The 11,252-nt window shown below is 66.3% G+C and carries 12 protein-coding genes; 5 read left to right on the top strand and 7 right to left on the bottom strand.

The features are described 5' to 3' along the window. Position 1: 1 nt before the first annotated feature. Together QN357_RS14935 and fbaA are read right to left on the bottom strand one after the other, a co-directional pair. Positions 2–1,051 (bottom strand): class I SAM-dependent methyltransferase, encoded by a 1,050-nt coding sequence (locus tag QN357_RS14935; RefSeq protein ID WP_134558099.1) that lies wholly within the window; start codon positions 1,049–1,051, stop codon positions 2–4. Positions 1,052–1,070: 19 nt separating this feature from the next. Further along, positions 1,071–2,096 (bottom strand): class II fructose-bisphosphate aldolase, encoded by a 1,026-nt coding sequence (fbaA, locus tag QN357_RS14940; protein ID WP_134449498.1) that lies wholly within the window; start codon positions 2,094–2,096, stop codon positions 1,071–1,073. Positions 2,097–2,342: 246 nt separating this feature from the next. Between fbaA and glpX the strand changes: the two genes are divergently transcribed. Beyond that, a complete protein-coding gene (glpX, locus tag QN357_RS14945; protein WP_134449619.1) occupies positions 2,343–3,275 on the top strand; it encodes a class II fructose-bisphosphatase in 933 nt (310 codons plus the stop codon). Positions 3,276–3,401: 126 nt separating this feature from the next. Here the strand turns inward: glpX and rmuC are convergent, their stop codons facing one another. The 3 genes from rmuC to QN357_RS14960 form a co-directional block, all read right to left on the bottom strand. Next, positions 3,402–4,757 (bottom strand): DNA recombination protein RmuC, encoded by a 1,356-nt coding sequence (gene rmuC, locus QN357_RS14950; protein WP_134449499.1) that lies wholly within the window; start codon positions 4,755–4,757, stop codon positions 3,402–3,404. A 100-nt stretch (positions 4,758–4,857) separates the two neighbouring features. Then, positions 4,858–5,469, bottom strand: a complete 612-nt coding sequence (locus QN357_RS14955; RefSeq protein ID WP_322136205.1) for a hypothetical protein — start codon at positions 5,467–5,469, stop codon at positions 4,858–4,860. Between the two features lie 25 nt (positions 5,470–5,494). Then, positions 5,495–6,112: an exonuclease domain-containing protein gene (locus QN357_RS14960; RefSeq protein WP_134449501.1), complete on the bottom strand. Its 618-nt coding sequence runs from the start codon at positions 6,110–6,112 to the stop codon at positions 5,495–5,497. Positions 6,113–6,175: 63 nt separating this feature from the next. Here QN357_RS14960 and ychF point away from each other — a divergent pair, with 63 nt between their 5' ends. Next, positions 6,176–7,249, top strand: coding sequence for a redox-regulated ATPase YchF (gene ychF / locus QN357_RS14965; RefSeq protein ID WP_134449502.1), 1,074 nt, complete (start codon positions 6,176–6,178; stop codon positions 7,247–7,249). A 394-nt stretch (positions 7,250–7,643) separates the two neighbouring features. On the opposite strand, the gene QN357_RS14970 is transcribed toward ychF, so the two are convergent. Beyond that, positions 7,644–7,970: a hypothetical protein gene (locus QN357_RS14970; protein WP_322136204.1), complete on the bottom strand. Its 327-nt coding sequence runs from the start codon at positions 7,968–7,970 to the stop codon at positions 7,644–7,646. On the opposite strand from QN357_RS14970, the gene QN357_RS14975 reads away from it, so the two are divergent. After that, complete coding sequence (locus QN357_RS14975) at positions 7,960–8,634, top strand: SDR family NAD(P)-dependent oxidoreductase (RefSeq protein WP_322136203.1); 675 nt, start codon at positions 7,960–7,962, stop codon at positions 8,632–8,634. The two genes, QN357_RS14970 and QN357_RS14975, sit on opposite strands and share 11 nt — an antisense overlap. Positions 8,635–8,855: 221 nt before the next feature. Here QN357_RS14975 and QN357_RS14980 read toward each other — a convergent pair whose 3' ends face one another. Continuing rightward, on the bottom strand, positions 8,856–9,638 hold the full coding sequence (locus tag QN357_RS14980; protein ID WP_134449505.1) for an SDR family oxidoreductase: 783 nt from the start codon (positions 9,636–9,638) through the stop codon (positions 8,856–8,858). Positions 9,639–9,869: 231 nt separating this feature from the next. On the opposite strand from QN357_RS14980, the gene QN357_RS14985 reads away from it, so the two are divergent. Together QN357_RS14985 and QN357_RS14990 are read left to right on the top strand one after the other, a co-directional pair. Next, positions 9,870–10,550, top strand: coding sequence for a hypothetical protein (locus tag QN357_RS14985; RefSeq protein WP_322136202.1), 681 nt, complete (start codon positions 9,870–9,872; stop codon positions 10,548–10,550). Between the two features lie 63 nt (positions 10,551–10,613). Then, a complete protein-coding gene (locus QN357_RS14990; protein WP_322189592.1) occupies positions 10,614–11,078 on the top strand; it encodes a phage tail protein in 465 nt (154 codons plus the stop codon). Positions 11,079–11,252 lie beyond the last annotated feature (174 nt).

Consider the following 11,252-nt stretch of genomic DNA (forward strand, 5'->3'; position numbering starts at 1 on the left):
GTCAGGGACGTTTTCGCTGGGCACGGGGGAGCCGTTCGACTAATTTGCGGGTGAGGAAGGCGACGGGGTGCGTCTTCATATAGGTGAGGTGCGCCCGGAGACCGGCTACTTCGCCGGCCAGGGCATCCCTGGCGGCGGAGGTGGCGACGAGCTCGGCCGTCGCGGCGTCCCGTTCGGCCAGGGCGGTTGCTTTGTCAGCGGCGAGGAGGTCCGCCTCGAGGCGGGCCTGGGCGGCTGTGACGAGGGCGGCATCCGTGTTCTTGAGCGCCTCGTTCTCGGCGGCGATCCGGTTCGCGAATCCGAGGATCTCGTCGGGTGGTGTTGCACGCGTGCGGATCGGCGCGGTGTTCCGCGGCAGGGAGGCCAGGGGGATCGCGACTCCGACGTACTGGTAGACGTGGCTGTCCGTGGCCTTGAGGAGGTCGAAGAACGTCTCGTCCGCGGTGAGTCCGAGGCCGGCAAGACGTTCGGTCACCCAGCGTTCCGGATATTCCGAGACGACGGGGTCCTCCTCACGGATGCCGTAACCGGCGGCCGTGAACATGTCTTCGATCTCGAAGGCATCGTAGAAATGCAGGTGGGTCTTGTCGAGCAGCCCGGTCTCCGTGTAGGTGAACCGGCCCTCGAGCAGGTCCAGCCGTACGGAAAGGTGACCCATATTGGGAATCGAGTAGACCACTACTCCGCCGGGCCGCAGCAGGGCGCGAATGGCCACGAGGGTCGCGCGCGGGTCTGGCAGGTGTTCGAGGACGTCGGCGAACAGCACGACGTCGAAAGCTCCGAGCCCGGCGACGGCGGCCGTGTCGCTCACGTCGAGCACGTAGGCCTCGGAGATCTTGCCCCGCGCCTCGTCGATGTCGACCGGATTCAGGTCGACACCGACGACGGTGCAGTTATTCATCTGTTCCAGGGCTTCACCGAAATTTCCGGCCGAGCACCCCACATCCAGCACCCTCGATCCTTCAGGAATGAAGGAGAGCATGTTGGACCAGCTGTTGTTGCGGGTTCCCCGCACGAACAGGTGGCTGGAGTACGCCGATGTTTCGCCCATTGGATGAATTTACTCCGGATTAGCTCTCCGAGTGTCCAGCGGAGCCGAGCTGCTGGGTGGCTTCGACGACGCGGGCGGCCATCGCCGTCTCGGCGACCTTGCCCCAGGCGCGCGGGTCATACAGCTTCTTGTTGCCGACTTCGCCGTCGATCTTGAGGACGCCGTCGTAGTTCTTCAGCATGTAGCCGGCGACGGCACGCGTGAACGCGTACTGGGTGTCGGTGTCGATGTTCATCTTCACGACGCCGTTGGCGACGGCTTCGGCGATCTCGTCGGCGGTCGAGCCGGACCCGCCGTGGAAGACGAGGTCAAGCGGCTTCGGGCCGGTGCCGTACTTGGCGGCGAGGCCGTCCTGGATCTCCTTGAGGAGCTCCGGGCGCAGCTTCACGTTGCCGGGCTTGTAGACACCGTGGACGTTGCCGAAGGTCAGCGCGGCCATGTAGCGGCCGTCTTCGCCGAGGCCGAGGGCGTCGATCATGGCGCTCGCGTCGGCGAGGGTCGTGTACAGGTTCTCGTTGATGTCGCCCTCGACACCGTCTTCTTCGCCTCCGACGGCGCCGATCTCGACCTCGAGGATCGCGTTGATGTTCTTGGTGCGCTTGAGGATGTCCTTCGCGATGACGAGGTTCTCGGCGAGCGGGATGGCGGAACCGTCCCACATGTGCGACTGGAAGATCGGGTTGCGCCCGGCCTTGACTTCGGCTTCCGAAGCGGCGATGAGGGGGAGGACGAAGTCGTCCAGGGCGCCCTTGGGGCAGTGGTCCGTGTGCAGGGCAACGGTAACGGGGTAATTGTCGGCGACGGACTGCACGAAGTGAGCCATGGCGAGCGCACCGGATGCGCGGTTCTTGACCGTGTGGCCGGCGAAATAATCGGCGCCACCGGTGGTGACCTGGATGATGCCGTCGGAGCCGGCTTCAGTCAGGCCCTGCAGGACGGCATTAATGCTCTGGGAAGACGCAACGTTGAACGCCGGGTAAGCGAAACCCTGGGTCTTGGCTTTGTTGAGCATCTCTGCATACTGGTCTGGGGTTGCGATGGGCATGTTTCTGCGTCTCCTCGGTTGTACAGATTCGGTCTTCCCATCCTACCGATGGCGGCTGGATGGCTGGACGGGAAACATCAGCCGTTCCCGCTGGGCGGGCGCTAGGCTCTTAAACGGCAGCGCTGGGCGACCGGCGCCGGCCCAACGCTGGGCCTTGCCACTGCCGCACTCTTCGTCCGGGAAGGACCATCTGTGAACAGCCCCGAAATCGCCCCCAATTTCACCCACCCGGACCGAAACCTGGCCATGGAGCTGGTGCGCGCGACCGAAGCCGCGGCTATCCGCGCGGTGCCGTTCATCGGCCGCGGAGACAAGAACGCGGCTGACAAGGCCGCCGTCGACGCGATGCGAGTCTTCCTCGGTACCGTCAACTTCGATGGAGTCATCGTCATCGGCGAGGGCGAGAAGGACAAGGCCCCGATGCTCTTCAACGGCGAGCACGTCGGAAACGGCACCGGTCCGGCCTGCGACATCGCCGTGGACCCCATCGACGGCACGAGCCTCACGGCCGAGGGGCGCCAGAACGCGCTCTCGGTGATCGCCGTATCGTCCCGGGGCACGATGCTCGATGCCTCCTCGGTGTTCTACATGGACAAGATCGTCACGGGCGCCGCCGGCTTCGGCGTCGTGCACCTGGACCAGCCAATCGGCGACAACCTGCGCGCGCTGTCCCAGGCCACCGGCAAGCCCATCGGCGAGATGGTCGTCGCCGTGCTCAACCGTCCGCGCCACGAAGGCCTGATCGACGCGATCCGGAGCGCGGGAGCCGGCACCCGTCTCATGTCCGACGGCGACGTCGCCGGCGGCATCAACGCCGCCCGTTACGGCACCCGCATCGACATGTGCGTCGGTATCGGCGGCAGCCCGGAGGGCATCACGACGGCGTGCGCGCTCAAGGCACTCGGCGGCTTCATGCAGGGCCGACTCGCCCCCAAGGACGACGCCGAACGTGCCAGGGCCATTGCTGCCGGACTCGACGTCGACAAGGTGCTCGACCTCGACGACATGGTCTCGGGAGACAACACCTTCTTCGTCGCTACCGGCGTGACCGACGGCGGTCTCGTCGACGGCGTGCGTCGTAAGGGTCCGATCATTCGCACCGAGAGCATCGTCATGCGCGGCAAGTCCGGCACCGTCCGCCGGGTCGTGGCCGACCACCTCGCCGCCAAGTGGCTGTAGCCCGCGGGCACTGACCTCGCACTGACCGCACCCCCGCATCTCCCTACAACAATCGCCGTTTCGGCCGAGTACCCCCGTTCTTCGGGAGACGCTCGGCCGGAACGGCGATTGTCGTATTGCGCCCGCTCAGTCCGCGCGGTGGGCGGATGCCTCGAGTTCTGCCTCGGCGAGTCCCGCGGCTTCCAGTTCGGTCACGAACTCCCAGGCGACGAGTTCCCGCGGGGACTCCTCGACGCCCGCCAGCGGGGCGAGCACTTTGGACTCGTCGAGTGCGTTGAGCTTGCGCGCCGTCGGCAGGACCTGGCGTTCCATCGAACCGACGAAACCGTTGTAGTCCTTGACGGTGCGCTCGATGGAGCGCCCCAGCTTCTCGATGTGGGTGGCGGTGACGGCCAGCCGGGCGTAGAGCTCGCGGCTGAGGTCGAAGAGCATTTTCGCGTCGTGCGTGAGCACATCCTGTTGCCAGGTGAACGCGACGGTCTTGAGCACCGACCAGAGCGTCACGGGGGAGGCGAGCGCGACCCGTTTGGAGAAGGCGAACTCCATGATCGAAGGGTCGGCTTCGAGAGCGGACGACACGAGCGACTCGCTCGGGATGAACGCGATCACGATCTCGGGGGAGGCCTCGAGGCCCTGCCAGTATGCCTTGCTGCCGAGGGCGGTGATGTGGTCGCGCACTGCCTTCACGTGGGCGCCCAGGAGAGCCGTGCGCCGTGCGCCCTCCGCACCGGTGGCCGTCGCCGGGATCTGGCTCGCCTCGAGGAACGCCGTGAACGGCACCTTGGCGTCGACGGCGATGTTCTTGCCTCCGGGCAGGTGCACGACCATGTCAGGCCGGCCGGCGCCCGCGTCTGAGCTGATGCTCGACTGCACGTCGAAATCGACCCGCTCGATGAGCCCGGCGGCCTCGACGACGCTGCGCAGCTGGGTCTCGCCCCAGACTCCGCGCGTGTTGTTGGCGCGTAAAGCGGAAGCCAGTGACTCGGCGGTGCTGCGCAGGCGCTCTTCGGATTCAGTGGCACTGCGGAGTTGCTGGCTGAGCTCGCCGTGCTGCAGGCTGCGCTGGGCCTCGAGTTCGGAGACCTTCAGCTGCATGTCGTGCAGGCTTTCCCGCACCGGGGCCAGGGCCTGCAGGACCTTGCTCTCCCGCTGTTCGCGTTCGGTGCGGGCGGCGGCCTCCTCGCGGTGCCGCTCGTCGAACTCGCGTCCCCGGCGCTGCGCCTCGGCGAGTTGCTCGCGGAGGGCATCCGTCGTGGCCTGCACCGAGGCCAGTTCTTCACGCAGGATGGCCGAGACGGCGGCCTCGGAGGACCGCAGTTCGGCGAGGTCGACCTGGTGGCGGGCTTCGAGAACGGCGGGATCGACGGTGGGCGTGGCTGCGCCGTCCCGGGCGGCGCGGCGTTGCAGCACGATGACCGTGCAGAGGGCGCCGAGTACGGCGCCGAGGGCGATGCCGAGAAGGAGGGTGAGCCAGGGATCCATGTCTCAACCCTGCCAGTGGCCACCGACATTGGCGTCGCGGCAGGCGGGAACCCGCCGAGGAGGGTTCACCGGTCTGGCGACCCGGTGAGCTGGGAGCGCGTCAGGCTTCGAGCGCGAGCGCGAGAGTCAGCATTTCCGGGTCGTTCCGGGTGGTCCGCGACACGACGAGGTGTTCCCGGTTGATCCGCTGCGCGAAGAATCCGAGGTACGGCAGCTGGATGATCGTCGTGAGGCCGCCCTGTCCTGCCGTGACGAGCGCGGGGATGACGCGGTTCTCCGGCAGGGCGCCGAGCGGTGCGGGCATCGTCGTGCGCCACATTCCATAGGCTTCCTGGTCGATGCCGGAGTTCCAGAAGTCCGAGGGCCAGGTCGAGGTCGATGTCGCCGCCCACAGCTCCGCGTCGGTGAGGGTGTCCAGGAGGCGCTGGATCTCCTCGTCCGGGATGCTCACGGTCGGTTCGGCCACGTCGAAGTGGGTCCAGGCCCGCCGCCACTCGGCCAGCCAGCGCTGCACGGCGGCGTCGACGTCGAGGTCGGACGGCCGGCGCGAGGTACCCGGGTCCGGCTCCGAATCCAGGCGCGGAACGCTGTCGATCTCGAGGTGCCAGGCGCTGCGCACGAAGAGCAGGAAGGTCAGGGGCGACCAGCACTCCTCGACGTTGATCTGCATGTCCTGGGGCCAGGGGCTCAGTGGCAGGTCTTCGGAGTCCACGATGGCGGCCCGGATCGTCTTGCTGCTAGCTCAGGGCCATCGGCCCGTGGACCGCGGCCTTCGCTGCGATGGCGACGGGCCCGATGGCTCCGACCGCGACCTTGGTGATCCGGGCCAGGTCTTCGACCGTGTCCGCGCCGTGCCGTTTCGCCGCGTGGATGATGATGGCGGCGCACGCCTCCGCGTCGGCGAGGGCGTCGTGGTGCGCGAAGTCCTCGAAACCGGCCGCCATCGCGGCGACCGGGAGCCGGTACGAGTCGAGGTGGTACGTGCGGCGGGCGACCTGCAGGCTGCACACATAGCTGAAGTCGGGCACCGGGAGTCCCGCGACCGTCGAGGCGGTCTTGATGACGCCGAGGTCGAAGCCGGCGTTGTGGGCCACTAGGGTGTCACCGTCGGCGAAGGCGACCAGTGCCGGGAGCTGCTGGGCCCAGGTCGGGGCGCCGAAGACATCCGCCGGGTAGATGCCGTGGATCTTGATGTTCCACTTCAGGAACTCGTCGTGCCCGGGCGCGGGCTGGATGAACCAGCCGACCCGATCGGTCACGAGCCCGTCACGCACCTTCACGAGCCCGACCGAACACGCGGAGGCGCTTGAGGAGTTGGCGGTTTCGAAGTCGATCGCGGTGAAGTTGAGGGGCACCCCTTCATGCTCTCACGGCCCACCGACAGGCCCGGCGGGGCCCGCCCGGTACGATGGATTCTCGTGGCTCTTACTATTGCAATCGTCGGACTGCCCAATGTCGGCAAGTCCACCCTCTTCAACGCGTTGACCAAGAACAACGTGCTCGCGGCGAACTACCCGTTCGCCACGATCGAGCCGAACGTGGGGATCGTGAACCTGCCGGACTCCCGGCTCGCCGCGCTCGCCGCGATCTTCGGCAGCGAACGCCTGCTCCCGGCACCGGTGTCCTTCGTCGACATCGCCGGCATCGTGCGCGGCGCGAGCGAGGGCGAAGGCCTCGGCAACAAGTTCCTCGCGAACATCCGTGAAGCGGATGCCATCGCGCAGGTCATCCGCGGATTCGCCGACCCCGACGTGGTGCACGTCGACGGCGCCGTGAACCCGGCCGGCGACATGGAGACCATCAACACCGAGCTCATCCTCGCGGACCTGCAGACCCTCGAGAAGGCCATCAGTCGTTTCGAGAAGGAGGTCAAGGGCCGCAAGATGCCTCCGATCGTGCTCGAGACCGCGCTCAAGGCGCAGGCCGTGCTCGACGCCGGCCAGCCGCTGTCGTCCGCGAAGCTCGACATCGAGCCGATCCGGGAACTCGGCCTCCTCACCGCCAAGCCCTTCATCTACGTGTTCAACGTCGACGAGGCCGTGCTGCAGGACGCCGAGAAGCTTGCCGTGCTGGCCGCCCTCGTCGCCCCGGCCAACGCAGTGTTCCTCGACGCCAAGCTCGAGTCAGAGCTCAGCGAGCTCGACGCGGCCGACGCCGCGGAGATGCTCGCCTCGACCGGCCAGGCCGAGAGCGGTCTCGACCAGCTCGCCCGCATCGGCTTCGACACCCTCGGCCTGCAGACCTACCTGACGGCAGGCCCGAAGGAGACCCGCGCGTGGACGATCCACAAGGGCTGGACCGCCCCGCAGGCCGCCGGCGTGATCCACACCGACTTCCAGAAGGGCTTCATCAAGGCCGAAGTCTTCTCCTTCGACGACCTGATCGCCGCCGGCTCCATCGCCGAGGCCCGCGCCAAGGGCAAGGCCCGTATCGAGGGCAAGGAATACGTCATGCAGGACGGCGACGTCGTGGAGTTCCGCTTCAACGTCTAGCCTCCGGCATCCCAATTTCTGAGCGACGACCGGCAGAGGTGCCGGTCGTCGCTCTTCCGTTGTTGGCGTCGCGCGGATGGCACCCGAACCGCGCAGGAGACTCCGAGCGCGAAACAGCCGGGCGAACTTTCTTCGGCCCGTAGGATTCACACCATGAGCTCCGGCCAGGTATTTGCGCTCCTATGGGGACCGTTCGCGATTGCATTCGGAGTGACGTTCATCGTGAAGCGCGCTCGGATATCGGAGTTGGCGAGACGCCAACGACGCCAGCAGGGCCTCCGCGTATCGCAGCGAACTCAATCACCCGCACTGATGGCGGTGAGCGGCGCACTCCTCGTGGTTCTCGGTACCTGCGTATCAATCGGAGCACTCACAGGGCAGATTCGGTGAGTGATCACAACGGACTCGGTTGGCTCACTTCACCAAACGGTCGAATAGTAGCGGCGTTGTGGAACATGTTGATCTGTGCGGCCATCGTCGTGGTTTCGGTTGTGATGGGGATGACCGGACCCCGACCGCATTCATCCTGACAGCTCTCGGCCTCATCATGGAGTGGCAATTTGTGCGCGGATATCTGCGCGCGCGGCAAGCGAAAGTGGCCGAAAAGTAACCGGTCGCGGTCTGCGCTCGTCCGGTTGAGACCCGCTTTCGCGTTAGGCTCGTGCTCCTTGCGATAGTCATCGCAGCAGCATCCATCGAAGGAGACCACCGTGCCCGTCATCGCCATCATCGGAGCCGGACCGGGACTCGGCGCCGCCGTCGCGCGAAGGTTCGGGCGCGAAGGCTTCTCTATTGCCCTGATCGCCAGGAATCAGTCGAAACTCGACGCCATGGCAGCCGAGCTGGCCGCCGCCGGCTTCACCGCGAGGGCGTACGCAGCGGATGTCCTCACGCCGGCATCGCTCGAGGCGGCCCTTGCGCGTGCCGAAGCGGAGCTCGGAGCCATCACGGTGTTGCAGTACAGCCCGCTCCCGTCCCGCGACTACCTGAAGCCGGTTCTCGAGATGACTCCGGAGCTGGCTCTGGAGGCACTGCAGTTCTCGGCCCTCGGGCTCATCCACGCGGCGCGTGCGGTGCTCCCGGCAATGCGGCTGGCGGGGAGCGGCAGCATCATCCTGATCAACGGCGGAACCTCTGTGAAGGCCCGCGCCGGCTTCGCGGGAACCTCGGTGGCCTTCCCGGCCGAGAGCGCCTACGGCGAGATGCTCCACGATGCCCTGTCGGATGAGGGCATCCGGGTCAGCCAGCTTGTGATCCCGGGCGGCATTCCCCAGCTTCAGTTGGCCAACGGCATCGACGGCGTCGCCGATCGCATCTGGGACCTCCACGCCGTCGCCGGACCGTTCCGCACCATGCTCATCCCGCTTGAGGACGGCCGGGAGTAGGTAGCCACCCTGCCCAGCCCGCGACCGCAGGCATCGTCCGGGTGAAGGCTCAGGGTGTGGGCAGGCGGGAGAGCGCCGTCAGGAGCGGTTCCTGCTGTCCGGCCAGACAGACCCGGATCCAGCCCTCGCCGGCGGATCCAAAGGCGGAACCCGGGGCGACGGCCACCCGCTGAGTGAGCAGGAACTTCTCCGCCCACTCGGCGACGTCTCACGCTGTCGTTCTAGAGTTCCTTCGTCAGCCCGCCGTCGATTCTGAAGTCGGCACCCGTGACGTTGCCGGCCCGCCCACTGGCCAGCAGGAGCACGAGGTCCGCGACTTCCCCTGGTTCGGTGAAGCGGCCGGTGGAGAATCCGCCGCCGGCTTCGATGATGCGCTTGCGTGCCTCGTCGGGGGAGACGCCCATGGCCTTAGCGACCGTCGACGCCACCCCGGTTTCGCCCAACCACAGCGGCGTCGAAACCGGCCCGGGGCTGACCGTGTTGAAGCGGATGCCCCGGTCACCGAACTCCTTGGAGAGCGCCTTCGAGAGGTTCCAGACCCCTGCTTTCGCGACGGAATAGTCGATGACTCCGGGGTCGGGAAGGTAAGCGTTCACGGAAGCGATGGTGACCACGGTTCCGCCTCCCCGCTCGATCAGCCGGGGAATGGCCGCTCGGGTCGTGCGCACAACGGCCATCAGATCGAGGTTCAGGGTGTTGAGCCAGTCCTCGTCGGTCACGTCGAGGAATCCCGTAGTGCGCGGTGTGAGCGCACCGACGTTGTTGACGAGGATGTCGAGGCCATCGGCGGCTTCGGCGATCAGCCTGTCCGGGCCGGTCGGGGTCGACAGATCAACCGCAACGAATCGGACAGCGTCGCCGAGAGCGTCGAGTTCGGAGGACGACGATCGGGAGCCTGCGATCACCTGCGCTCCCTCGGCGACGAGCGCGGTGGTCACCGCGAGTCCGATGCCCTTGCTGGCACCCGTGACGACGGCTGTCTTTCCGGCAAGATCGAGATTCATGTTCGGGTTCCTCTGCTCGAAGGTCGAATGGTGAATGTCGTTGAGATGATGGGAGGGGGGTTCCGGCATCCGTGGATCCACGGAACCACTGTTCATTCCACTGTGCAATGGGGCGCCCAACCGCCGGAGCCGAAATCCCACATCAGTCGCGATTTTGGCCTATGCGGGCCGGAACTCTGGGTGCGCTAGCCTTCTGGCTAGGTTGATCAGCAAGAACTCGGGGGAATCGACATGGTGCACGACCTATCCGGACTCACCACGGCAAGGCTCGCCGGAATCCTGGCGCTGGGCCTCCTGCTGTCCGGATGCTCCAGCCAGCACGCGGATGCGCCGGCGCCGGGTTCGACCGCTTCTGCCGTTCCGATCGCCAGCACGATCCAGCCCACCGCGGCGCCTACGTCTGCACCTACGGTGACCGCAACAGCGGCTCCACTTAACCTGAACGACCCGAGCTCGTGGATCATCGGCTTCTCCGGTGTCGGACCGATGGTGCTCGGGGCTGATCTGACTTCGACCAAGGAGTCGATGACCGCCTTCAGCCAGACCCTCTGGGACGAGTGCCCCTCACGTTCTGTCGTCACTTTCGCCGAGGCCGGATCCCCCAGCTTCGTCATCGCCGATCAGGGCGGCGACGGCATCATCCAGCAGGTTGTCGTGCAGACCGGGGAGAGCGCGGCTGGCTCCGCCACGTCGTCGGCGCGGACGAGTGCGGGAATCGGAATCGGTGCCACGCTCGACCAGCTCACGATCGCGTACCCCGCGATCACGTACCAGGATGCCGGCACTCCCATCGCCCAGTACGCACTGGCCAGCGGAGAGGGGAAGTGGATCCATTTTGTGGTACTGGAGGACAAGGTGAGCCAGATCATCGTGTCGCCGCAGGCCGGCATCGCTAAAGAACTCTGCGGCTAGTTCGATACTCTGAAGGCGGATGCGGCGCTAGCGTGGGCGGCACCACAAACGAAGAGGGGCCGCATGTCGTACATTGTCGACTTCGTGAACGTATCGACCGTCGGACTTGAATCGTCGCCGGTGACGGACGCGCTCGCCGGCTTGCGGGCCAACGAGGCGCGCTACTTCAAGAACAAATACGATCATGTCTTCACCGTCAGCCCTGTGAGCGACGCTCCGGACGTGCTCGAGTGGGTGAGCCGCATCCTCAGGGAGGAGCGTGACATCGTCATCGCCTCGAGCCCGCTCGAGGTGACCGCCTTCGAAGTCGAGGGAACTCGGATGGCCTACGTGTTCTACGAGTCCGGATTGTCGATCAACGTCATGTACGGCATCGAGGACGGTCAGAAGCGAGCCGTCGGGTTCAAGCTCGCCGACGGCATGGAGGTGCCCGAAGAACTGGCCACTCGATTCAAATTCGCAAGGCAGAAATCGAAACTGGCCGGCGTCATCCGGGGTTCCTACTTCGTGATCAAGGGCGAGTACTGAGTTCCCGACCCGTCGACGTCGATAGTCCGTGGCGCACCTGTGGCACCGTCCGGACGAGTGTGGCTTAGGCGCCGGCTTGTCCTCAACAAAGTGCTTCTGACCGGGTTTTCCACAGGTGATTCGTGGGCGTGCGGATGCCTCAAGAATGTCGGTGGTCGTTCGTAGAGTGACCGG

The sequence above is a fragment of the Cryobacterium sp. RTC2.1 genome (assembly GCF_035018685.1).
GTDB classification, from domain to species: Bacteria; Actinomycetota; Actinomycetes; order Actinomycetales; family Microbacteriaceae; genus Cryobacterium; species Cryobacterium glucosi.

What these genes read in the sequence shown, in the direction of transcription:
- QN357_RS14935 (WP_134558099.1), bottom strand. Translation starts at nt 1,051, where the DNA reads ATGGGCGAAACATCGGCGTACTCCAGCCACCTGTTCGTGCGGGGAACC.
- fbaA (WP_134449498.1), bottom strand. Translation starts at nt 2,096, where the DNA reads ATGCCCATCGCAACCCCAGACCAGTATGCAGAGATGCTCAACAAAGCC.
- glpX (WP_134449619.1), top strand. Translation starts at nt 2,343, where the DNA reads ATGGAGCTGGTGCGCGCGACCGAAGCCGCGGCTATCCGCGCGGTGCCG.
- rmuC (WP_134449499.1), bottom strand. Translation starts at nt 4,757, where the DNA reads ATGGATCCCTGGCTCACCCTCCTTCTCGGCATCGCCCTCGGCGCCGTA.
- QN357_RS14970 (WP_322136204.1), bottom strand. Translation starts at nt 7,970, where the DNA reads ATGACGGGCACGGTGGTCTCCTTCGATGGATGCTGCTGCGATGACTAT.
- QN357_RS14980 (WP_134449505.1), bottom strand. Translation starts at nt 9,638, where the DNA reads ATGAATCTCGATCTTGCCGGAAAGACAGCCGTCGTCACGGGTGCCAGC.
- QN357_RS14985 (WP_322136202.1), top strand. Translation starts at nt 9,870, where the DNA reads ATGGTGCACGACCTATCCGGACTCACCACGGCAAGGCTCGCCGGAATC.
- QN357_RS14990 (WP_322189592.1), top strand. Translation starts at nt 10,614, where the DNA reads ATGTCGTACATTGTCGACTTCGTGAACGTATCGACCGTCGGACTTGAA.